Source organism: Janthinobacterium sp. SUN128 (assembly GCF_030587275.1).
Lineage (GTDB): Bacteria > Pseudomonadota > Gammaproteobacteria > Burkholderiales > Burkholderiaceae_D > Janthinobacterium > Janthinobacterium lividum.
Map to the genome: position 1 here is coordinate 2,671,034 of NZ_JAPWHY010000001.1, position 21,904 is coordinate 2,692,937.

Here is a 21,904-nt window from a genome sequence, read left to right on the forward strand (position 1 = left end):
CCCATATAGACATTATTTGCATATTCAAAGCAAGATTCTGTCGTAGGAGTAATAACACGATCGGAGGTATACTACGCAACCGACGTGGCAGGCTGGGCGATTTGGCCCCTGCAAGCAAGCCTGTCACGGTCCAATAAAAAAGGAAACACTGCATGACCACACCACACCGTACGCCGGTGATTCGCATCGATGGCGCAAACAAGACCTTCGCGCTGCCCAAAGGCGAACAATTCCACGCGGTCAAATCGGTCACGCTGGAAGTCTATCCCGGTGATATTTTCGGCCTGATCGGCAAGAGCGGCGCCGGCAAATCGACCTTGCTGCGCCTGATTAACCTGCTCGAGCGCCCCGACAGCGGCACCATTACCGTGGCCGGGCGCGAATTGACACGCCTGGGCAAGAGCGAATTGCGCGACGCGCGCCAGAATATCGGCATGATTTTCCAGCAATTCAACCTGCTGCAAAACGCCAGCGTGTTCGACAACGTCGCCTTCCCACTGAAAATCCATGGCACGACCAAGGGCGAGCAGATCGCAGCCCGCGTCGAGGAATGTCTGGCGCTGGTGGGCCTGTCCGACAAGCTGCACAGCTATCCGGCACAATTGTCCGGCGGGCAGAAACAGCGCGTGGCCATTGCCCGCGCCCTGGCCAGCCACCCGGACGTGCTGCTGTGCGACGAGCCGACGTCCGCGCTGGATGCGGAAACCACGCGCGCCCTGCTCGACACCCTGCGCGACATCAATGCGCGCCTGGGAGTGACCATCGTCATCGTCAGCCATGAGCTGTCGGTGCTGGGCGCCATCTGCAACCGCGTGGCTGTCGTGGAAAACGGCGCCATCGCCGAACAATTCGATTTGAGCGACACGGCCACCCCGCGCAAGACGGCGCTGGGACGCGAGCTGGCTTATTACGGCACCGAGGCGTTTGAAGCCACCGCATGGAAGGATGCAACACATGTTTGAAGAATCGATCAATAACGTCATCAACCTGCTGCCGGAAATCTGGGTGGCGCTGGGCCAGACCATGACCATGCTGGGCATTGGACTGACCGCCGCCATCCTGATCGGCGGCCCGCTGGGCATCCTGCTGTTCCTCGTCTCGGAAGGCCAGTCGCTGGAAAACCGTCCGCTGTCGACGATCCTCGGCTGGCTGGTGAATACCGTGCGCAGCTTCCCGTTCATCATCCTGCTGGTCGCCCTGACGCCGTTTACGCGCATCATCGCCGGCACCTCGATCGGCCCGCTGGCAGCCAGCGTACCGCTGTCGTTCGCCGCCATTCCCTACCTGGCGCGCCTGGTGGAACAGAACCTGCGCGAAGTGCCGCGCGGCGTGATCGAAGCGGCGCATGCCATGGGCGCGTCAGAAATGCAGATCATCTTCCGCGTGCTGCTGGTGGAAGCGCGCTCCGGCCTGGTGCTGGCCCTGACCGTGCTGTCGATCAGCTTCCTGTCGTATTCGGCCGTGGCCGGCGTGGTGGGCGGCGGCGGTATCGGCGACCTGGCCATCCGCTACGGCTACTACCGCTTCGAGACGGACATCATGGTCGCCACCGTGGCCATCCTGATCGTGCTGGTGCAAACCATCCAGTTCGCCGGCACGCGCATCGCCAAGCGCCTCGACAAACGTTAATTCATATTCAGTATTTCAGTACAAGGAAAAGCATGAACCACATTCGCCGCAACCTGCTCCTGGCCGCCGCCAGCCTGGCCTTCGCCACCGCCGCCCACGCCAAGGACCCGAAAGAACTCGTCATCGGCACCAGCTCCGGCCCGTATTCGGACCAGCTGAAGCTGGGCATCAAGCCTATCCTGGAAAAACAGGGCTACAAGGTCAAGATCGTGGAATTCAACGACTACGTGCAGCCGAACTACGCGCTGGCCGAAGGTTCGCTGGACGCCAACGTATTCCAGCACATCGTCTATCTGACCAAGTTCGCCACCGATAACAAGCTGCCACTGAGCTCATTGATCACCGTGCCGACCATGCCGATCGGCCTGTACGGCGGCAAGCAAAAGTCCTTGGCCGACGTGAAGAACGGCGCCACCATCACCATGCCGAACGATCCGACCAACCAGGCGCGCGCGCTGGTGATGCTGGCCAAGATGGGCTGGATCAAGCTCAAACCGAACGTCGATCCGCTGCGCGCTTCCGAGCGCGACGTGCTGGAAAACCCGAAGAAGCTGAAACTGGTGCCGCTGGAAGCGGCGCAGCTGCCACGTTCGCTGGCCGACGCCGACTACGCTTTTGTCAACGGTAACTTCGCCCTGGCCGCCGGCATGAAGCTGACGTCGGCCCTCGCCGTGGAAAAGATCTCGGACAGCTACATCAACCTGGTCGCCATCCGCACGGCCGACAAGGCCAAGCCATGGGTCAAGGACCTGGAAGCGGCCTACCGCTCGCGCGCCTTCCTCGACGCGACGAACAAATACCTGGCCGGCTACGAAAAGACGGACTACCAGCTGGCGCTGGAAAAGACGCTGAAAAAATAAAGCAAAGCGCTGCACGCAAAAAAACGGCCAGGTTCACACCTGGCCGTTTTTTTATTGCCCGCGCCGCGTGGACGCCGTCATGCCATGCTTAGAAACGGTAACCCACACCGACGCCGATCAGGAGTGGATCCACCTTGACTTCGCTGATCTTGGCGCCACCGGCCAATACGTCGCTGCGGATCTGCACTTTCTTGATGTCGAAGTTCAAGGACCAGTTTTTGTCCAGTTTGTAATCGACACCGGCTTGCAGCGAAAAGCCCCAGCTGTCATGTTCCAGGCGGCCGGCCCCGTTCAGCAATTTCACGTCCGAGATATTCGTGTAGTTCACGCCCGCACCCACGTATGGGCTGAACTGTTTTTCAGGCATGAAGTGGTATTGCAGCGACAGGGTCGGCGGCAAATGCTTGAAGCTGCCGATCTTCGTGCCGGACAAGGTGACGTCATGCTTTTGCGGATACGTCAGGATCAGCTCGGCAGCGATATTTGGCGTGAAGAAGTAGGAAATATCGATTTCAGGAATCGTCTTGCTGCTGACGTGAATCAGGTCGGATGCGCCGACGCCACCAACGGGAGCAGATTTGTTGGCCGGATCGATATGCACGGCGCGCGCACGGACCAGCCATGGGCTTTCCTGTGCCATTGCGTTGCCGGCGAATGCGCCGATGGCGGCCAGGACGATTGCTGCTGCAGTTGCGGACTTTTTCATTTTATTTCCCTCTGTCGTTAAGTAACGCTGCGAAGTCTAAGAGTGCAGTGCAACAAAAACTTTGATCCACATCAAATAGTGCTAGATGGCATCATCAGAGGGATTTTTTCCTTTGCCCAAGTCAAGAAAATGCGGCAGCGCAGCGCACGCCTACGTATCAATGCACGCCGCCAAACAGGCTGGCGACCCAGTCGGCAAACACGCGCACACGGGGCGACAATTGCCGGTGGTGGGGATACAGCACGGACACGGGCAACGGGTCGGGCCGCAAGTCCCGCAGCACTTCCACCAGGTCGCCGTCCGCCAGCGCCCGCTCCAGATGGTAGCGGGGCGCCTGGATCAAGCCCATGCCCGCGCGGCAACAGGCGTGGTATGCGTCCGCACTGTTGACGGACACGGTGCCCGGCAAGGCCACGCTGTGCCGCTGCCCATCCGCCTTGAAATCGAAGGGCCAGACCTTGCCCGTCTGGGTGGAAAAGAAATTGACGGCGCGGTGGCCATCCAGTTGCGCCAGACTCTCCGGCGTGCCGTGCGCGGCCAGGTAGGCGGGGCTGGCGCACGTCACCTGCTCCAGCAGCGCCACGCGGCGCGCCACCATGGACGAATCGCCCAGCTCGCCCACGCGCAGCACGCAATCGACGCCTTCGCGCACCAGGTCGACGAGGCGGTCGCCCATGCCGATTTCCAGTTCGATCAGCGGATAGCGGGTGCAGAACTGGTCCAGCACGGGCATGACGAAATGCATGGCCAGGGTCGCGTGCAGGTCGATGCGCAGCTTGCCGGCCGGCTGCTGGGCCGCCGAACTGAACACGGCTTCCGTTTCTTCCAGGTCCGCCAGCAGGCGCGCGCAGCGCTGGTAATATGCCTCGCCATCGGGCGTGGGCGTCACTTGCCGCGTGGTCCGCTGCAGCAGGCGCACGCGCAGCCGCGCTTCAAGCTGCTTGATCGCATGCGTGACGGTCGCCTTCGGGTAGCCGAGGTCATGCGCCGCCTGCGTGAAACTGCGCAGTTCGACGATGCGGGTAAAAATGCGCATCGCATCAAATCGGTCCATCTTCCTGCCCCATTGTTATTCCTTGCTGCACAGTGTAGCGATATCACCGTTGGTTTTGCAATTGCAACGCAAGATGCGTGCAACGCAATCGACGCTTGCGCCGATGTCACTGGTCTGCCGGCCGGCTAGCCAGCATAATATTTCCACTCCGCACAATACAAATGAGAATAGTAATGATTATCATTTGCGATATAATGCACTACCTCGCTCAAGCGACTACAAAAAGGAATGGGAGACATGGATATATTGAGGGAACTGCGTGAATCGGGCTTGAAAGTAACCATCCCCCGCTTGCGGATTCTGCAGCTGTTTCAAGAAGGCACGATCAAGCACCTGAGTGCGGACGATGTCTACAAACTCTTGCTGGCCGAAAAAATTGACGTGGGCCTGGCCACCATCTACCGCGTGCTGATGCAGTTTGCCGAAGCGGGCATTTTGTTTCGCCGGCACTTCGAATCCGGCCACGCCGTGTTCGAACTGAACGAAGGCCAGCACCACGACCACCTGGTCTGCACAGGCTGCGGCAAGGTCGATGAATTCGTCGACGAAGGCATTGAACTGCGCCAGAACGAGATCGCCGCCGAGCGGGGCTTCGTGCTGCACGAGCACGCTCTGTCGCTGTACGGCACCTGCGCCGAGTGCACGGCGAAGAAAGTCCCGCCGCGCAAAGCGTCCTGAGGCAGCGCGCAGCGTAGCGCCTGGCAAGCCACCTGCGCTACACTGCGTGCGCCGCAGCTCAGCTCAACAAAGGACCAGCATGTACATCGGAGAAATCGCCCGCCTGGCGGGCACCTCGCCCAAGGCCTTGCGCCACTATGAAGCGCTGGGCTTGCTGGGCGACGTGCGCCGCTCGGGCGCCTACCGCGTCTACACGCAGCAAGACCTGGCGCAAGTGAGGCTGATACGCCAGGCGCAGGCTCTGGGCTTCCGCCTGGCCGAACTGCTGCCCATCCTGGCCGGCGACGATACCGACTGGGCCGTCCTGTCGCAGCACATCGCCGCCAAGCGCGCACAGGTGCGGCAGGATATCGCCCGCCTGCGCCAGCTCGATGCGCAATTGGCCGACATCGACACGGAAATCCGCGACTGCCTGGCACAGCAGCGTCTGCAAGAGGCCGCTTGACTCTGCCCCCAGGGGCAGGCTTTAGCATGCAAGCTCTTCTTTAACGGACAGCCTGCATCATGACCAAGACGACACCCAAGCGCATTTTGATACTCCTCGGCCACCCGTCGGGCGACAGCTTTTGCGCCGCCCTGGCCGAGGCCTATGCCACCACGGCCCGCAGCGAAGGCCACACTGTGCGCGAACTGCGCCTGGGCCAGCTGGACTTCGATCCCATCCTGCACGAAGGCTACCGCCAGGTGCAGCCGCTGGAAGCGGACTTGCTGGCGGCGCAGGAAGCCATCAGCTGGGCCGAACACCTGGTGTTCGCCTACCCGATCTGGTGGGGCGGCGCACCGGCCCTGCTGAAGGGCTTTGTCGACCGCGTCTTCCTGCCCGGCTACGCTTTCAAATATCGCCCCGGCAAGGCCTTCCCGGCGCAACTGCTGAAAGGCCGCACGGCCCAGCTGCTGGTGACGATGGATACGCCGCCCTGGTATTTCCGCTGGGTCTACCGCATGCCCGGCATCCACCAGCTGCGCAAGACGACGCTGGAATTTTGCGGCATCCAGCCCGTCAGGGTGGCCAGCTTCGGCCCCATCCTGCACTCCACCGAGCCGCAGCGCGCGCGCTGGCTGGCGCAGGCACAGGTGCTGGCCCGGCGCCTGTAAGTTGCTTGCCATGCAGCCATCTTGCATACGGTTTTGACAAGCTGGTAATCAAGCCGTCATATTCCAAGGCTACCATGATGATATTGCCTGTTTGTCAGTCGCCTTGCCGTCGCGACAACAAGGGTCCGATCGTCATGTAAAGGTAGCCGCTGTGGAGTTCAACGCTTCTCGATTGCATCTTCCCCGTTATCGCACGTCCGTGGCGTCCGACCTGTGCATCCCCACGGAATCCGTGCAGGCCGACGCCAGCAACTTCGCCGTGCTGGAATTGTTCACGGAACGGCGCGACATGATGAGCCTGCCCGTCACCGAGCAGCAGAAGCCCATCGGCCTGATCAGCCGCAACATCTTCATGTCGCAGATGTCCAAGCCCTTTTATCACGAGGTGTACGGCAAGAAGAGCTGCATCGCCTTCATGGACAAGGAACCGCTGATCGTCGATGGCGCCATGAGCATCGAAGACCTCACCTTCCGCGCCGTGGAAGCGGGCGAAAAGGCGCTGGCCGACGGCTTCATCATCACTTCCGATGGCGCGCTGGCCGGCGTGGGCTTCGGCTTGCAGCTGATGAACGTGGTGGCCACCATGCAGGCGGAAAAAAACCGGCAAATCATGCACAGCATCGATTACGCCAGCGTGATCCAGCGCGCCCTGCTGCGCACCTCCGATGCGGAATTGCGCGCCACCCTGCCCGACGCGCACCTGGAATGGCAGCCGCGCGACGTCGTCGGCGGCGATTTTTACTTTTTCGAGCGCCACGCGGGCGGCTGGTTCGCCGCCATCGCCGACTGCACCGGCCACGGCGTGCCGGGCGCCTTCATGACCCTGATCGCCTCGTCGGCCTTGAGCCAGGCCTTGCGCGAGCTGGGGCCGCACGATCCGGCCGCCCTGATCGGCGCCGTCAGCCGCGCCATCAAGACCCTGCTGGGCCAGGATGGCGCCGGCAGCGGTGAAGCCACCAGCCACGCCGGCTCGAACGACGGCATGGATTGCGCCTTCCTGTGCTACGACACGGCCAGCGCCAGCCTGCGTTTTGCGGGCGCGAAACTGGCGCTGCATGTGGTCGCGCCGGGCGAAGAGAGCGTGCGCGCCATCGACGGCGCGCGCATGGGCGTGGGCTATGTCGACACGCCAGCCGGCTACTGCTGGCACAACGAGACGCTGGCCATTCCCGCCGGCAGCCTGCTGTTCCTCACCACCGACGGCTTGCTCGACCAGATCGGCGGTGCGCGCGACATCGCCTACGGCAAGCGGCGCATGCGCGAGCAATTGCTGGCGCGGCGCGACGCTTCCGCCAGCGACGTGGCGGCGGCGCTGCTGCAGGACAGCGCCGCATGGCAAGGCAAGCAGCCGCGCCGCGACGACCTGACCTTTTTCTGTTTCCGCCTGTAGTTTTGGCGCCATCGAGCCACCTTATCAACAAGAAACCGGGTCACCGGCTAGCCAGGAGCACGGACGTGCTGTACGAAGAATTCAACGAGTTTTGGGATGTGGCCCGCAAGCGCAACATCATCTTTTTTTACGTGGGCTATTTCTCGCAGCACGTGGTGAATGCCATTTCCGAAACCATCAAGGCGCGCCTCGATACGGCCGGTGCGGCCGGGCCCACGCGGCGGCGCATCTTTTCCTCGTTCATCGAGATGTCGCAAAACATCATGCATTATTCCGCCGACAGCCTGACGCCCGATGCGCAGCTGGACCAGCAGATGCGGCGCGGCTCGTTCTGCATCGGCACGCGCGGCGACAGCTTTTTCCTGCTGTGCGCCAACCCCGTCTCGACGGACAACGTGGCGCAGATCCGCGCCCGGCTGGAACCGCTGCACACGATGACGATGGAGGAAATCCGCCTGGCGTATAAAAAGGCCCTGCGCGAGGAAGCGCCCGCCGACAGCAAGGGCGCCGGCCTGGGTTTCCTCACCATGGCGCGCGACGCCAGCGAGCCGCTGGAATTCGAATTCGTCCAGGATCCCCAGGAACCGGGCCACACCATCTTCTGCATCAAAGCCATCATTTGAAAGAGCCGACTCAGGAAAGCATATGCAATTACCGTCACCACTGTTCATCGCCGCGACCCCGAGTTCGCCCGAAATCGACTTTCGTTTCGAGCAGCACACCCTGTCGATCAAGGGCGAGTCGTATCCGGAAAACGCGGCCGCCTTCTATGGCCCGCTGATCGCCGCCGTGCGCGCCTACCTGGAAGGCTGCCGCGAAGCAGCCATCACCGTCAACGTCTCGCTGGCCTACTTCAACAGCTCCAGCACGAAGATGCTGTTTACCCTGTTCGACACCCTGAACCAGGCGGCCGTGGACGGCAACCAGGTGCGCCTGAACTGGTATCACGACGAGGACGACGACACCATCCTGGAATTCGGCCAGGAGCTGCAGCAGGACTTCACTGCGCTGGACTTCCGCGACCATCCCGTGCAGGGCAACTAGGACATGCGCGCCGCCATCTCCGAGTCCGGACTGGAGCCCGACCTGTTCACCGTGGAAGCGGCGGCGCTGGCTGCCGCGCGCCGCATGCACGCCGACGCCAGCGCGTCGAGCGCGGAACAGCGGCGCGTGCTCGGTGAACTGATCAATCACTACGAGCGGCTGATGCGCGAGACGCGGCGCCTGATCGGCCGCAGCGACCGCGCCGAGCGCGACATGCATCTGCTGAACCGGCAATTGCAAACCCTGGCCGGCCAGCTCGAATACCGCGCCACGCACGACCCGCTGACGGGCGCCCTGAATCGCGGCGCCGTGATCGACCACGCCTCGCGCTGCCTGGCGCAGGGCGACATGGCGCTGATCGTGCTCGACATCGACCTGTTCAAGCAGGTCAACGACGATTTCGGCCACCCTGCCGGCGATGGCGTAATCCAGGCCGTGGTCGACTGCCTGAAAGGATTGCTGGGACAGGAGACGGCCATCGGCCGGGTCGGCGGCGAAGAGTTTTCCGTGGTCTGGCCCACCTCCTCGCGCGACGACGCGGCGCAAGTGGCGCAGCGCATCTGCGAGACTGTCGGCCGCCAGCGCCATGCCGCGCCCATCACGCGCGCCATCACCATCAGCGTGGGCCTGAGCTGGAACCGCGCCGGCACGGCATTTGAAACGGCCTACAGCCACGCGGACCAGGCCCTGTACCAGGCCAAGCGCGAAGGACGCAATTGCGTGCGCCAGTGGCTGGAAAGCTGAAGCGGCCCTTAGCGGATATGTTCGCGCGCCATGCTGCCGTCGCGGCGCATGGCCGCCGCCGCCCGCTGCATGGCCAATGCCTGCGTCTCGGGCAATTGCTTGTTGCAGGCGAGGTAAGTCTGCACCCGGTTGAAGGTCAGCAGCGGCACCACCTTGCCCTCCCACTCCTTGCCGGCAAACGGCTTGCTGCCCACCGCCATGCCGACGGCCCACAAGTCGATGCGTCCGAGCAGCAGCTTTTGCGGATTGAGCCACTCCTGCGTCACGGGCGCAACTCTCAAGCCGTGCTGGCGCAGGTAATCGTCGCGCGCGTCGCCGAGCACCGTGCCGATTACCAGGCCGCGCGCATCGGCCAGCGTGCGCAACGCCAGGTGCCGTTCGGCCAGGCCGTAGAGTATCCATTCGGCTTCGTTGAGGGGACCGATCCAGCGAAATTGCGCTTCGCGCTCCTGCGTGCGGCTGGTGGAAAAGATGCAGGTATCACGCTCGCGCAGCGCCTGCGCATACGCGCGCTTCCACGGCAGCAGCTCGATGCTGTAGGAAAGGCCGGCGCGCGCCATGATGTCGCGCACCTTGAGCGTTTCACGTCCCACGACGACATTGCCTTCCATCATGCTCGACGGCGGCAAATGCTCGCCGACGATGCGCACGTCCGCCGCCGCGGCCAGCGCCGGCATCAGCAGCGCCACTGCCAGCAGCCGTGCCATGCTTGCTTGTTTCATGCTTGCTTTCATCTGCCACAGGGGATACAAGCCGATGTTACCATCGGCTCACCCTGGCATTGCCGGATATTGTCAATTTCGGGACATACTTTCCACAACGTGGCAACAGGCCAACGCCAGCGGAGGATGATGCAAGGGAGGAGGAGAGAGAAATGATTGGCGGAAAACAGTAGGAGTCGAACCTACGGGAGAACGTCTGACGCCCTCCACCGGGTTTGAAGCCCGGCCACATCACCGGATGAGTGTGCTTTCCGCGGTACCTGAACTAGTACTTAGCTCTTGGGCAAGGCTGCGGTGTAGGACCACAACGCTTGCGGGCGTAATAGATGCCCATTGCCAACACGGCGAGTATAACCGACGCGGTCAAAAAATTCCAAAACCTGGATCGCCCGCTTGCGGCCCAGGCCGCTGGCGTCGCGGAAGGTGGCCGCGCCCACGGCGCCATTACCGGCCGGCAAGCCTGCATCCCCTTCCGCCTTGTGCGCCAGTTCCCGCACCAGCTGCGCCAGCTCGGCCAGCGCCGCCTGGTGATAAAACAGGTCGTGCACGACCTGGCTGATCTGCCCTGCCTTGGCAAGTTTGCGCAACAGCCGGCGCGTTTCATCCTCGGCCAGGCCGAAGCCGCGCGCCAGGTCGCGCGTCCACGGGGGATCGGATCGCCCCTGCTCCAGGGCGGCCAGCAAGGGCTCGGCCACCGCCTGCTCCTGCGGCGTCAGTTCCACGCTGTGCGTCGGCAAGTGCAGGCTGGCGCCGCGCGCCAGCACCTCGCCGCGCGCCAGCAAGCCTTCGACCAGGTGGCTCCACAAGGCGTCTTCCATCTCCGCGTCGACGATGCGTTTCAAACGCCACAGTTCCGGCCCCGCCTCGTCGGGCGCGCGCGCGTGGAAGGTTTCCAATGCTGCCAGCACCCGCCCTTCCAGCGCCAGCAACGCCGGCGGCGCCACCAGCAGGGCATCGCCACCGCGCAGGGCGATACGCCGCGTGTCGGGCGGCAGCGCCAGGGCGTCCGCCGGCAGCAGGGACAGGCGCACCAGCAGCGATTCGCGCAAGCCCAGCGGGCCTTGCGCCAGCAGGGCCGCATAGTCGCCGTGCGCGACAAACGCGGCCAGCGCATCGAGCCAGGCCAGCCTGGCCGGGCTGCGCCGCTTGCGCGCGGGACCGAACGGATCGAGCACCATGCCGCCGCCCACCGTTTGCGTCGCCTGCGCGTTGCGCACGACGAAACGGTCGCCCGGCACGCCGTGCATGGGAGACTCGAATACCAGTTGTACCCTGCCCGTCTGTCCCGGCGACAGGGTTTCGCCATCGAGCATGACGGCGCGCGCCAGCTGGTGCGCCGCGCCCAGGTGCACGTGCAGCGGCGACCAGGCCTTCAGGTGTACTCCGGCGTCGGGCAGCAGGGTCAGTTCCACGTCGAGGCGTTCGGCACACTGCGCCAGCTCGGGCGCGACGATCCAGTTGCCCCGCTCGATGCGCTCGCGGTCGATGCCTGCCAGGTTCAGCGCCAATCTCTGGCCCGCCATGCCCGTCCCGGCTGCGCGGTTCTGCGCATGGATGCTGCGCACCCGCGCTTGCGCGCCACCGGGCGCCAGTTGCAGCATGTCGCCCACTTGCACCCTTCCCGCCAGCGCCGTGCCGGTGACGATGGTGCCCTGCCCCGACAAGGTGAACACCCGGTCCACGCCGAGGCGGAACAAGCGCCGTTCATCACGCTGCGGCAGGCTGCGCGCCGCTTGCGTCAGGTGCGCCAGCAAAGCGGCCACGCCGGCATCGTTGTCGCCATTGGCGGCCGTGGGGAAAATCGGGCTGCCGGCCAGCGGCGTGCCGGCCAGCAGCACTTCGATATCCGCTTCCACCTGCGCCACGCGGGCGCCATCGGCGCGGTCGATCTTGGTCAGCGCCACGGCACCCTGCGTCACGCCCAGCAGCTGCAAGATGGCCAGGTGCTCGTGCGTCTGCGGCATGATGCCGTCGTCGGCCGCCACCACCAGCAGGGCGAAGTCGATGCCCGTCACGCCGGAGGCCATGGTGCGGATGAATTTCTCGTGGCCGGGCACGTCGATCACGCCCAGCACCGTGCCGTCCGCCAGCGGCAGATAGGCATAACCGAGTTCTATCGAAATGCCGCGCGCCTGTTCTTCCTTCAGGCGGTCCGTGTGCACGCCCGTCAGCGCGCGCGTCAGCGTCGTCTTGCCATGGTCGATATGGCCTGCGGTGCCGACGATCATGCGGACAACCCGGCAAGCTGCGCGATGAAGGTCGTCTCGTGCGCCGCTTCCAGGCAGCGCAAGTCGAGCCTTAGCGTATCTTGCCCGATGCGTCCGATCACGGGGTACGGCAAAGCGCGCAAACGCTGCTCCAGCACGCCCAATGGATTGCTCAGGCGCGAACCGGGCGCGCTGCGAATGGCCAGGCCAAAGCTGGGCAGCTGGTCGACGGGCAAGGCGCCGCTGCCGATCTGGCTTGTCATGGCTTCAGCCGTCACCACGTACTGCAAGCCCAGCGCGCCTTGCAGCAGCGGCAGCAGGACTTCCGCCTGCGCGCGCATGGCGGCCGCGGGACGCGTCAGCAGACGCAAGGTGGTCAGCCGTTCGGCCAGCAAGTCCGGCGCGCGGTACAGCTGCAGCACGGGGGCCAGGGCGGCCAGAGTCAGCTTGCCGACCCGCAGCGCGCGTTTCAAGGGGTTTCGCTTGATCTTTGCGATCAGGTCGGCGCGCCCGACGATGACGCCGCATTGGGGGCCACCGAGCAGCTTGTCGCCGCTGAAGGTGACCAGGTCGGCCCCCGCTGCTATGGTTTCGCGCACCGTCGTTTCATGCGGCAGGCCGTATTGCGCCAGGTCGACCAGGGTCCCGCTGCCCAGGTCCACGGCGGTCGGCACATGGTGTTTTGCCGCCAGCGGCACCAGTTCGTCGAGCTCCACGCTCTTGGTAAAACCGGTGATCGCGTAATTGCTGCAATGGACCTTCATCAACAGGGCCGTGTCGTCATTCACGCCATTCGCATAGTCGGCCAGGTGCGTGCGGTTGGTGCTGCCCACTTCGCGCAGCACGGCGCCGGCGCGCGTCATGACGTCGGGGATGCGGAAGGCGCCGCCGATTTCCACGAGTTCGCCGCGCGAGACGATGACTTCCCTGTTCTGCGCCAGGGTGTTCAGCATCAGCAGCACGGCGGCCGCATTGTTGTTGACGACGGTGGCCGCTTCGGCCCCCGTCAGTTCGCGCAGCAATTCCTCGACGAGGTCGTCGCGGTCGCCGCGCTTGCCCGTTTCCAGGTCAAATTCCAGGTTCATCGGCCACTGCAGCGCTTCCACCACGGCTTGCACGGCGGCGTCGGGCAGCAGCGCGCGGCCCAGGTTCGTGTGCAGCACGGTGCCCGTCAGGTTGAAGACGGCGCGCAGTTGCGAGCGCGACTGCGATTGCAGCCGTTCCTCCATGTGCGCGGCGATGGCGGCAATCGACGCGCCCTCTTCGCACACGGCGCCCGCCAGCATGGCCGTACGCAATTCGGCCAGCACGGCGCGCGCACAGGCCAGCGTTTGCACGCGGCCATGGTGCGCAATCAGGGCCAGGCAAGCCGTGTCGCCCAGGATGCGGTCTACCGATGGCAGGCGCACGGTTTGCCCCGTCGTCATGACTGCTGGCCCTCGCCGCTGTCGCTCTTTCCCAGCCACAGCAACGGATTGCCGCTGGCGCGCTGGTAGCCCGCTTCGCCCACCAGCAGGTCGAGCATCAGGCTGGCCAGGTCGTCGGCCAGCGGTTCGACGTTGTAATCGTGTTCCTGGTTGAAGACCTTGCGGTAGGTGTGGCAGTCGTCGCAGGTTTCCGCGCGCGCCACCTTCTTCGGATCGTTCGCCTTGTTGGGCAATTTGTCGTCCTTCGCCGTCACGGGGTCGAACGGCGCGGCGTCGGCAGCGTCCAGGCCCTGGTAGGCGATCTTGCCATTCTGTTCGCAGGTCGAGCACTTCACGCGCACCATATGCCATTCGCTTTCGCAGATGCCGCAGTGCAGATAGCGGTAGCCCTGCGACCCGCCGCCGATGCGGATCACGCTGGCGACGGGGTGCGAACCGCAGACGGGGCACAGGGCGCCCGTTTCCAGGTCCGGCACGCGCGCGGCGCGCAATTCGCTGGCCGACACCGACCATAAAATTTGCAGGGCGGCCGCGACGAACGGCGCATGCATGGGATTGAGGTTGTCGCCGTTTTCATCGAGCACGGCATCGGCGCAGGCGTCCAGCGCTGGCGCATCGAGCGCGCGCAGCTGGGCCAGCACCTGCGTCAGGCCGCCGGACAATGCCAGCTGGCTTGTCGCCGTGGCGGCCAGTTCATCGAGCAGGCTGGCAAAGATGTCGCGCCAGACGGGCGGACGGGCGCCGCTGACGGGCAGCACGGGCATGCGGTGCTGGATGGCGCGGCGCAGCGCGTCCGGGTCGGCGGCAGGCACGGCGCCGGGCGCCAGTTTTCCCACCACGGCGGCCTGCGCATCGGCCAGCGCGGCCATCAGCACCAGGTAGCCCTGCATGCCCGCATCGACGGGAATGCCCTTGATTTTTCCTTGCGCCAGTTCGCGCAAGCGCAAGGCGCGCGCCTTGAACAGGCTGTCAGGCTGCGGCAGCAGCAGGCGCGGAATCGCGTTGTGGTCCAGGCCTTCGATTTCGCCTGGCTGAAGAATGCGTTGTACCAATGGAGTTTCCCATCAAAAAAGGGGCTGTAAAGTATTCTAATCGATAAAAAGAAAGGGGTCAGTCCTGGGACTGACCCCGGGTAATGCCGGTGTCATCAATATCAAGAACTTAGTCTTTTGTATTGCGAATGACAGCCTCAAACCACTTCGGATGGTGCTTGCGCGCCCAGCCGTAGGTGACGGTGCCGCGCACCATGGCGCCGATCGAACCCTTGACCCACAGTGCCGCATAGATGTGCACGATGATGGAGCAGATGATGCCGAACGCACACACGGCGTGCAGCAGGGCGGCCGCGCGGATGACGGGAATCGGGAAATAGAACGCAAAGTACGCGCGCCAGATCACGATGCCCGACAGCAGCAAGCCCACCATGCAAGCGAGCAGCACGAAGAACAGGATCTTCTGGCCGGCATTGTATTTGCCGATCTTCGGAAGCTTTTCTTCGCGGTTGTTGAGCACGTCGTCCATCTGTTTCAGCCACTGCTTGTCGCCGTCCTCGAACTTGTTGTGGTGCCAGAAGCGCACCACGAGGATCGCGAACGAGACAAACATCACCAGGCCGGCAAACGGATGCAGGATGCGCGTCCATTGCCCGCCGCCGAACAGGTTCGCCAGCCACGCCATCGAGGGATGGAACATGGCCAGGCCGGACAGCGCCAGCATGACGAAGGTGATGGCAGTCACCCAGTGATTCGTGCGCTCGTTCGGGTCGTAGCGCTGGATCAGCGGGTTGCCATCCTTGTCGCGCAGCTTTCCATCATGCAGATCACTGTGGCTCATGGTCTTCCTCCCGGATGCGCTTGGCCTCTTCCAGCGCTTCGTGCTCTTCGTCCTTGCTCACTTCGTTCGGACCGACACGCGTGTAATGGAAGAAGCCTGCCAGGGCCGTGGCGGCCATGCCGGCCACCGCCAGCGGCTTGGACCAGCCCTTCCAGAAGCCCACCATCGGACTGATGCGCGGGCGCTCCGGCAAGTTCGAATACAGCTTCGGCTTGTCCGCATGATGCAGCACGTACATCACGTGCGTGCCGCCCACGCCCAGCGGATCGTACAGGCCCGCGTTCTCGAAACCGCGCGACTTCAGGTCGACGATGCGCTCTTCCGCATGCACCTTCATGTCTTCCTTGGTGCCGAAAACGATGGCGCCCGTCGGGCAGGTTTTCACGCAGGCCGGTTCCTGGCCCACGGCCACGCGGTCGGAGCAGAGCGTGCACTTGTAGGCGCGGTCGTCCTTTTTCGAAATGCGGGGCACGTCGAAAGGACAGCCGGCCACGCAGTAGCCGCAGCCGATGCAGTTTTCCTGGTGGAAATCCACGATGCCGTTCGTGTACTGCACGATGGCGCCCGGCGCCGGACAGGCTTTCAGACAGCCCGGGTCCTCGCAGTGCATGCAGCCATCCTTGCGGATCAGCCACTCGAGGTTGCCGTCGTTGTTTTCGTGTTCGGCAAAACGCATCACCGTCCACGATTGCGGCGTCAGGTCCGTCGGATTGTCATAGGTGCCATGGTTTTCACCGACTTCATCGCGCAAGTCGTTCCATTCCATGCACGCCGTCTGGCAAGCCTTGCAGCCGATGCATTTCGACACATCGATCAGCTTGGCCACGGTGCCCGTCACCGGGCTGCGCGCTTGCGGCGGCGTTACCGTGGTAGCCGACAGGCGCCGGATATCTAAGGATTGCAGTGCCATTATTGAGCTCCCATCATGCTTTTTCCACCTTCACGAGGAAGGACTTGAATTCCGGCGTTTGCGAATTCGCATCCCCCACGCCCGGTGTCAGGGTATTGATCAGATACCCCGGCTTGGCCACGCCCGTAAAGCCCCAGTGCAGCGGCAGGCCCACGGTATGCACCGGCTTGCCCTCGATCATCAAAGCCTTGATGCGCTTGGTGACGACGGCCTTGGCGATGATGTGACCGCGCTTGGAACTGACGCGCACTTCCCCACCGGCGACGACGCCGATGCTCTTGGCCAGCTCTTCGCCGATTTCAACGAATTGCTGCGGCTGGATGATGGCATTCAGGCGTGCATGCTTGGTCCAGTAATGGAAATGCTCGGTCAGGCGGTAGCTGGTGGCCACATGCGGATATTCCTCGTGCGTGCCGAACATTTTCCGGTCATCGGCAAACACGCGCGCGGCCGGATTGCTGGTCGCCTGCGGGTTTTTCGGATGCATGGGGTTGTAGCCCAGCGGATTTTCGAACGGCTCGTAATGCTCGGGGAACGGCCCTTCGGCCATGGCGCCACGCGCAAAGAAGCGCGCCACGCCCTCGCCAAGCATGATGAACGGACCCATGCCGTTTTCCGGCGGTTCGTCGACCTTGAAGTCGGGAATATCGGCCCCGCTCCAGTTCGTGCCATTCCACTCGATGAGCTTGCGGGTCGGGTCGAAAGGCTTGCCCTTCAAGTCGCACGAGGCGCGGTTGTACAGCACGCGGCGGTTCGCCGGCCACGCCCAGGCCCAGCCTAACGTCTGGCCGATGCCGGTCGGGTCGCTATTGTCGCGCCGTCCCATCTGGTTGCCCGCCTGCGTCCAGCTGCCGGCGAAGATCCAGCAACCGCTGGTGGTCGTGCCGTCGTCGCGCAATTGCGCAAACGAAGCCAGCTGCTCGCCCTTTTTCACCAGCAGCTTGGTCGCGTCCTTCGGATCGTACAGGTCGGCCAGCGCACGGCCGTTGAATTCGCGGGCGATTTCTTCCGGCTGCGGATTATGCGGCTGCGCATAATTCCACGTCAGGTTGACGATAGGATCGGGGAACTTGCCGCCCTCCTTCTGGTACATGCTGCGCATGCGCAGAAACAGGCCGGACATGATCTCCAGGTCGCTGCGCGCCTGGCCCGGCGGTTCGGCCGCCTGCCAGTGCCATTGCAGCACGCGCGAAGAGCTCACCAGCGAACCGCGTTCTTCGGCGAAGCAGCTGGTCGGCAGGCGGAACACTTCCGTCATGATCTTGGTGGGATCGACTTCGTGGTACTGCCCGTGCGCCTTCCAGAATTCGCCCGTTTCCACGGCCAGCGGATCCATGATGACGAGGAACTTCAGCTTCGACAGCGCTTCCGTGACCTTCTGCTTGTTCGGCGCGGACGCCAGCACATTGAAGCCCTGGCAGATATAGCCCGTCATCTTGCCTTGGTGCATGTTCTCGATGGCTTGCATCAAGTCATACGGCTTGTCGAGTTTCGGCAGGTAGTCGAAGGCGTAGTTATTTTCCGCCGTGGCAAAGTCGCCCCACCACGTCTTCATGAAGCTGACGTGGAATTTGCGGTAATTGCTCCAGTAGCTGAGCTGGTTCGGCCGCAGCGGCTTGGTGGCGCGCGCGGCGATGTAGGCGTCGAAATCCTGCTCGCCTTCGTTGGGCAGGGTCATGTAACCTGGCAACAGGTTCGACATCAGGCCCAGATCGGTCAAGCCCTGGATGTTCGAGTGGCCACGCAAGGCGTTCATGCCGCCGCCGGCGATCCCCATATTACCCAGCAACAGCTGCACCATGGCGCCCGTGCGGATGGTTTGCGCGCCCGTCGAGTGGTGCGTCCAGCCCAGCGCGTACAGGATGGTACCGGCGCGTCCCGGCACGGCGGTCGAAGCCAATGCCTCCGCCACCTTGTGGAACTTGTCGGCCGACACGCCGCACGTGCGTTCGACCATCTCGGTCGTGTAGCGCGCGTAGTGCTTCTTCATCATCTGGTAGACGCAGCGCGGGTGTTCCAGGGTCGGGTCGACCTTGGCATAGCCGTCGTCGCCGATCTCGTAATCCCAGGTGGCCTTGTCCGTGTACTTGCCTTTTTCCTTGTCGAAACCCGAGAACAGGCCATCCTCGAACGCATAGTCTTCGCGCACGATAAAGGGCATGTCCGTGTAGTTGCGCACGTACTCATGCTGGATCTTGTCGTTCGTCAGCAGGTAATTGATGATCGCGCCGAGGAAGACGATGTCCGTGCCGGTACGCGTGGCGCAGTAGTAATCTGCCACGGATGCGGTACGGGTAAAGCGCGGATCGACAACGATCAGCTTGGCCTTGTTATGCGCCTTCGCTTCCGTTACCCATTTGAATCCGCAAGGATGTGCTTCTGCTGCATTGCCGCCCATGACCAAGATCACATCGGCATTCTTGATATCGACCCAATGATTCGTCATCGCGCCACGGCCAAACGTCGGGGCAAGACCTGCCACCGTCGGTCCGTGTCATACACGCGCCTGATTATCAAAGGTCAGCATCCCCATGCTGCGCACTGTCTTGTGGGTCAGATACCCCACCTCGTTGCTGCCGGCGGACGCGGCAAGCATGCCGGTGGAGAGCCAGCGGTTGACGGTCTTGCCGTCGGCATTCTTTTCGATCAGGTTGGCATCGCGGTCATCCTTCATCAGGCGCGCGATCTTGTCGAGCGCCACATCCCAGGAGATCGGTTGCCATTCCGTGCCGCCCGGTGCGCGGTATTCGGGCACTTTCAGGCGGTTCGGACTGTGGATGAAGTCGACCAGGCTGGCGCCTTTCGGGCACAGCGTGCCGCGGTTCACCGGGTGATCGGCATCGCCTTCCACGTGGATGATGCTGGAAACGGCATTTTTCGCGCCGTCGCCCAGCCCATACAGCAGGACGCCGCATCCTACCGAACAGTAGGGACAGGTATTGCGTGTCTCGGTCGTGCGAGACAGCTTGTATTGCCGCACTTCCGCCATCGCCTGGCCCGGTGCGAAACCGAGCAGGGCGAGGCTGGAACCAGCAATGGTCGCGCCAGTTACCCGAAGGAACTGGCGCCTGGACATCTGAACCATATTCAGGCCTCTATGATGTGAGTAAATAAAAGTCATACGGCGTCGTGGTCGTGTCATATCACCAAGATATAAGCACCATGCCTGTGCCGTATGACAGTATTTTACCCCTCAAACTCCGACAAGGCTTAGTCCGCTGGAAAAAATTGCCTTTAGTCAACATTAATTTGACGATACCGAATATTCCCTCTAAACAATGCCAGCCTGCCCGGCACGCTTGCACATCGCTACCCACCATGAAAAAACCCGCTCGCGAGCGGGTTTGGTATGCGTCAGAAAAATGACAAATTACAAGCTGTAGCGCAAGGTCAGCGCCACGTTGCGCGGCGCGCCCGGCAAGCTCAGGTTCGGGCTGGAACCGTGACCCGAGACGATGTAGCGCGTGTCGCCGATATTGTTGACGTTCAGTTGCACTTCATAGCGGCCCGTGCGGTAAGCGGCCATGGCGTCGGCCGTCACGTAGCCTGGCAGCACGACGGTGTTGCCCGGGTTGGCGAAGCGGCTGCCCACGGCATTCGCGCCGCCGCCCACGGTGAAGCCGTGGCCCAGGTCTTTCGTCAGCCACAGATTGGCCGTGTTGCGCGCCGTCAAAGTGGCGCGCTTGCCCTTGATGGCGACGGAACTGGCCGTCGTCGTGCCCGGCGCATTCACGCTGCGGTCGACGGCGATGGAATCGGTGATGGTGGCGTCCAGGTAAGCGTAGCCGGCCATCATCTTCCAGCCATCGTGCAAGTCCGCGTTGAAGGTCAGTTCCAGGCCGTCCGTACGCTGCGTGCCGACGGGCACGATGCGGTTCGTGATCGGGTCGCTGGTCTTGATATTGTCGCGCTCCAAGCGGAACAGCGACACGGTGGCGTTGGCGCGGCCACCCCACAGGTCGTACTTGGCACCCACTTCCGTGTTGCGCGTGGTTTCCGGCGCCAGGTCGGCATTGTTGGCGGCCAGGGCGAAGTTTTCTCCGCTCGGCTGGAACGAACGGCTCCACGACGCGTAATACGATTGCACGGCGCTCGGTTGCCAGACGAGGCCGGCGCGGGGGCTGTAGGCCGAATCCGTGCGTGACAGGTCCGCCGTCGTCACGCCAAGCGCATTGGCCAGGCGCGACTGCTGCTTGTAGCGGTCGTAGCGCAGGCCGGCCAGCGCCTTCCATTCGTCGCTGAAGCTGATGGCGTCCTGCACGTAGGCGGCGGCCGTGTCATAGGTGCCGAAGGTATCGCTGCGCACGCCCAGCTTGCTGCGGTTCACCTGCGGCAGGACGGGGTTGAAGATCGATACATTCGTCGCCACCACGGTCGAAGCCCAGCTCGACGCATCCTTGGTTTGCTTGCCGAATTCGGCGCCGTACAGCACTTCATGGCGCAAGGTGCCCGTGACCAGCTTTTGCGTCAGTTCCGTCTGGTTAAACCAGCCGCTCTCGTCGCGGTTGAGCTTGGCGTGACCCAGGCTCATCGTGCCCTTGACTTCGTTGACGTTGCCGGAAATGTTAGTGTTGTTGCGGTCCAGGTGGTAATCGTAGTAACGGAAGGCATTGCGCAGCGACAAGCTATCGCTGAACTTGTGCGTCAGTGTCGCGGCCGTGGAGACCACGCGCGACTGGCTGAAGTCCGCATCGCGGGCGTTGGCGGCGCCATAATAGGTGCCCGCATCGACGGCGACGGGGCGGCCCTGGTAGGACGGAATGCCGAAGTCCGTCAGGCGGCGGTCTTCCAGGTAATCGCCCTGCAGCAGCAGTTTCGTCGCGCTCGACAAGCGGATGGCCACGGAAGGGGCCAGCGCCGTGCGGTTGATGAATTGCTGGTCGCGGTAGCTGTCCGACAATTCGCGCGCGCCCGTGACACGCCAGTCCACCGTCTCGCCGACACGGCCGACGTCGACTTCGCCGCGGCGCCCTTTTGTGTTCGTCAGGCTCAGAGCCACGTCCGTGATATCCACGCCCGGTTTTTTGGTGATGCGATTGACCAGGCCACCCGAGGAGCCGCGGCCGTACAGCACGGCAGCCGGCCCCTTGATCACTTCCAGGCGCTCCACATTCGACAGGTCGCGGAAGTACAGCGCGTCATCGCGGAAGCCGTCAACGAACTGGTCGCCGATGGCCGTGAAGCCGCGGATGAACACCTGGTCGCGCTGGCCGTCGCCCGTGGACAGGCCCACGCCGGGGATGTTCTTCATGATGTCCTGGATCGACATGGCGTTCTGGTCGCGGATGACGGCGGCCGGCACCACGTTGATCGTCTGCGGCACGTCGCGCAAAGCCATTTCCGTCTTGGTGCCGCTGGCGGAGGTGGCGGCAACATAGCCATCCTTGTCCTTAGCCGCCGTCACGGTGACGGCGGGCAAGCTTTCCTGTGCCCAAGTAGCCAATGGCGTGGCGCCAAAGGTCAAGGCGCCCAGTACGGCGATGGTGATCGGTTTGAATCCTGGCTTGCGCTGCATACAATTCCCTGGTCGATGTTTTAATACGAATGATTATCATTAGTATTTTATCAGGCGGCCATGCGATAAGTCAGCACTTATGTAAGTGAT

Annotated in this window: 20 protein-coding genes and 1 tRNA gene; 10 read left to right on the forward strand and 11 right to left on the reverse strand. The window is 63.2% G+C overall.

All coding sequences use genetic code 11. The features are described from left to right. The first annotated feature begins 152 nt into the window (after positions 1–152). Genes O3297_RS12010 through O3297_RS12020 form a run of 3 tightly spaced genes read left to right on the forward strand, consistent with a single transcriptional unit; the run spans position 153 to position 2,489 of the window. Positions 153–962, forward strand: a complete 810-nt coding sequence (locus O3297_RS12010) for a methionine ABC transporter ATP-binding protein (RefSeq protein ID WP_070222288.1) — start codon at positions 153–155, stop codon at positions 960–962. Continuing rightward, positions 955–1,629: a methionine ABC transporter permease gene (locus tag O3297_RS12015; protein ID WP_046683994.1), complete on the forward strand. Its 675-nt coding sequence runs from the start codon at positions 955–957 to the stop codon at positions 1,627–1,629. Before O3297_RS12010 ends, O3297_RS12015 begins: the two co-directional genes overlap by 8 nt. Before the next feature lie 32 nt (positions 1,630–1,661). Continuing rightward, positions 1,662–2,489: a MetQ/NlpA family ABC transporter substrate-binding protein gene (locus O3297_RS12020; protein WP_034779181.1), complete on the forward strand. Its 828-nt coding sequence runs from the start codon at positions 1,662–1,664 to the stop codon at positions 2,487–2,489. An 88-nt stretch (positions 2,490–2,577) separates the two neighbouring features. On the opposite strand, the gene O3297_RS12025 is transcribed toward O3297_RS12020, so the two are convergent. After that, entirely contained in the window at positions 2,578–3,195 is a 618-nt protein-coding gene (locus O3297_RS12025; protein ID WP_034779183.1) for an OmpW family protein, read from the reverse strand. A 157-nt stretch (positions 3,196–3,352) separates the two neighbouring features. After that, positions 3,353–4,249: a LysR family transcriptional regulator gene (locus tag O3297_RS12030; protein WP_305048806.1), complete on the reverse strand. Its 897-nt coding sequence runs from the start codon at positions 4,247–4,249 to the stop codon at positions 3,353–3,355. Between the two features lie 237 nt (positions 4,250–4,486). On the opposite strand from O3297_RS12030, the gene fur reads away from it, so the two are divergent. The 7 genes from fur (at position 4,487) to O3297_RS12065 (ending at position 9,200) form a co-directional block, all read left to right on the forward strand. Beyond that, positions 4,487–4,927, forward strand: a complete 441-nt coding sequence (gene fur, locus O3297_RS12035; RefSeq protein ID WP_034756687.1) for a ferric iron uptake transcriptional regulator — start codon at positions 4,487–4,489, stop codon at positions 4,925–4,927. 79 nt (positions 4,928–5,006) lie between these two features. Continuing rightward, the gene (locus O3297_RS12040; protein WP_092605938.1) at positions 5,007–5,372 is read left to right on the forward strand and encodes a MerR family transcriptional regulator; all 366 of its coding nucleotides are present in this window, start codon (positions 5,007–5,009) and stop codon (positions 5,370–5,372) included. Between the two features lie 59 nt (positions 5,373–5,431). After that, complete coding sequence (locus O3297_RS12045; protein WP_305048807.1) at positions 5,432–6,022, forward strand: NAD(P)H-dependent oxidoreductase; 591 nt, start codon at positions 5,432–5,434, stop codon at positions 6,020–6,022. A gap of 172 nt (positions 6,023–6,194) precedes the next feature. After that, positions 6,195–7,412, forward strand: coding sequence for a SpoIIE family protein phosphatase (locus tag O3297_RS12050; protein WP_305048808.1), 1,218 nt, complete (start codon positions 6,195–6,197; stop codon positions 7,410–7,412). 65 nt (positions 7,413–7,477) lie between these two features. Continuing rightward, entirely contained in the window at positions 7,478–8,035 is a 558-nt protein-coding gene (locus O3297_RS12055; protein WP_034756676.1) for a SiaB family protein kinase, read from the forward strand. Positions 8,036–8,057: 22 nt separating this feature from the next. Further along, positions 8,058–8,456, forward strand: a complete 399-nt coding sequence (locus O3297_RS12060; RefSeq protein WP_305048809.1) for a DUF1987 domain-containing protein — start codon at positions 8,058–8,060, stop codon at positions 8,454–8,456. Positions 8,457–8,459: 3 nt separating this feature from the next. Continuing rightward, positions 8,460–9,200 carry a GGDEF domain-containing protein gene (locus O3297_RS12065; protein WP_092605946.1) on the forward strand — a complete coding sequence of 247 codons (741 nt, stop codon included), beginning with the start codon at positions 8,460–8,462 and terminating at the stop codon, positions 9,198–9,200. An 8-nt stretch (positions 9,201–9,208) separates the two neighbouring features. Here the strand turns inward: O3297_RS12065 and O3297_RS12070 are convergent, their stop codons facing one another. The 9 genes from O3297_RS12070 to O3297_RS12110 form a co-directional block, all read right to left on the reverse strand. Next, on the reverse strand, positions 9,209–9,922 hold the full coding sequence (locus tag O3297_RS12070; RefSeq protein ID WP_305048810.1) for an ABC transporter substrate-binding protein: 714 nt from the start codon (positions 9,920–9,922) through the stop codon (positions 9,209–9,211). 157 nt (positions 9,923–10,079) lie between these two features. After that, positions 10,080–10,175, reverse strand: a tRNA-Sec gene (locus O3297_RS12075). Positions 10,176–10,194: 19 nt separating this feature from the next. Then, positions 10,195–12,150, reverse strand: a complete 1,956-nt coding sequence (gene selB / locus O3297_RS12080) for a selenocysteine-specific translation elongation factor (RefSeq protein WP_305048811.1) — start codon at positions 12,148–12,150, stop codon at positions 10,195–10,197. Further along, positions 12,147–13,556 carry an L-seryl-tRNA(Sec) selenium transferase gene (gene selA, locus O3297_RS12085; RefSeq protein ID WP_305048812.1) on the reverse strand — a complete coding sequence of 470 codons (1,410 nt, stop codon included), beginning with the start codon at positions 13,554–13,556 and terminating at the stop codon, positions 12,147–12,149. Before selA ends, selB begins: the two co-directional genes overlap by 4 nt. Continuing rightward, positions 13,553–14,608 carry a formate dehydrogenase accessory protein FdhE gene (gene fdhE / locus O3297_RS12090; RefSeq protein ID WP_305048813.1) on the reverse strand — a complete coding sequence of 352 codons (1,056 nt, stop codon included), beginning with the start codon at positions 14,606–14,608 and terminating at the stop codon, positions 13,553–13,555. The genes selA and fdhE overlap by 4 nt, the downstream gene beginning before the upstream one ends. 109 nt (positions 14,609–14,717) lie before the next feature. Further along, a complete protein-coding gene (locus O3297_RS12095; RefSeq protein ID WP_034779204.1) occupies positions 14,718–15,389 on the reverse strand; it encodes a formate dehydrogenase subunit gamma in 672 nt (223 codons plus the stop codon). Further along, positions 15,376–16,299 carry a formate dehydrogenase subunit beta gene (fdxH, locus tag O3297_RS12100; protein ID WP_034779207.1) on the reverse strand — a complete coding sequence of 308 codons (924 nt, stop codon included), beginning with the start codon at positions 16,297–16,299 and terminating at the stop codon, positions 15,376–15,378. Before fdxH ends, O3297_RS12095 begins: the two co-directional genes overlap by 14 nt. 13 nt (positions 16,300–16,312) lie before the next feature. After that, positions 16,313–19,384, reverse strand: a complete 3,072-nt coding sequence (gene fdnG / locus O3297_RS12105) for a formate dehydrogenase-N subunit alpha (RefSeq protein WP_092605954.1) — start codon at positions 19,382–19,384, stop codon at positions 16,313–16,315. A 285-nt stretch (positions 19,385–19,669) separates the two neighbouring features. Beyond that, positions 19,670–21,814, reverse strand: a complete 2,145-nt coding sequence (locus tag O3297_RS12110; protein WP_305048814.1) for a TonB-dependent siderophore receptor — start codon at positions 21,812–21,814, stop codon at positions 19,670–19,672. Between the last annotated feature and the right edge of the window lie 90 nt (positions 21,815–21,904).

Bases quoted from the DNA above. Each gene is read 5' to 3' on its own strand.
- O3297_RS12015 (WP_046683994.1), top strand. From the start codon at position 955: ATGTTTGAAGAATCGATCAATAACGTCATCAACCTGCTGCCGGAAATC.
- O3297_RS12040 (WP_092605938.1), top strand. From the start codon at position 5,007: ATGTACATCGGAGAAATCGCCCGCCTGGCGGGCACCTCGCCCAAGGCC.
- O3297_RS12045 (WP_305048807.1), top strand. From the start codon at position 5,432: ATGACCAAGACGACACCCAAGCGCATTTTGATACTCCTCGGCCACCCG.
- O3297_RS12065 (WP_092605946.1), top strand. From the start codon at position 8,460: ATGCGCGCCGCCATCTCCGAGTCCGGACTGGAGCCCGACCTGTTCACC.
- O3297_RS12010 (WP_070222288.1), top strand. From the start codon at position 153: ATGACCACACCACACCGTACGCCGGTGATTCGCATCGATGGCGCAAAC.
- O3297_RS12110 (WP_305048814.1), bottom strand. From the start codon at position 21,814: ATGCAGCGCAAGCCAGGATTCAAACCGATCACCATCGCCGTACTGGGC.
- O3297_RS12020 (WP_034779181.1), top strand. From the start codon at position 1,662: ATGAACCACATTCGCCGCAACCTGCTCCTGGCCGCCGCCAGCCTGGCC.
- O3297_RS12030 (WP_305048806.1), bottom strand. From the start codon at position 4,249: ATGGACCGATTTGATGCGATGCGCATTTTTACCCGCATCGTCGAACTG.
- O3297_RS12025 (WP_034779183.1), bottom strand. From the start codon at position 3,195: ATGAAAAAGTCCGCAACTGCAGCAGCAATCGTCCTGGCCGCCATCGGC.
- O3297_RS12060 (WP_305048809.1), top strand. From the start codon at position 8,058: ATGCAATTACCGTCACCACTGTTCATCGCCGCGACCCCGAGTTCGCCC.
- selA (WP_305048812.1), bottom strand. From the start codon at position 13,556: ATGACGACGGGGCAAACCGTGCGCCTGCCATCGGTAGACCGCATCCTG.
- fdxH (WP_034779207.1), bottom strand. From the start codon at position 16,299: ATGGCACTGCAATCCTTAGATATCCGGCGCCTGTCGGCTACCACGGTA.
- O3297_RS12095 (WP_034779204.1), bottom strand. From the start codon at position 15,389: ATGAGCCACAGTGATCTGCATGATGGAAAGCTGCGCGACAAGGATGGC.
- fur (WP_034756687.1), top strand. From the start codon at position 4,487: ATGGATATATTGAGGGAACTGCGTGAATCGGGCTTGAAAGTAACCATC.
- selB (WP_305048811.1), bottom strand. From the start codon at position 12,150: ATGATCGTCGGCACCGCAGGCCATATCGACCATGGCAAGACGACGCTG.
- O3297_RS12070 (WP_305048810.1), bottom strand. From the start codon at position 9,922: ATGAAACAAGCAAGCATGGCACGGCTGCTGGCAGTGGCGCTGCTGATG.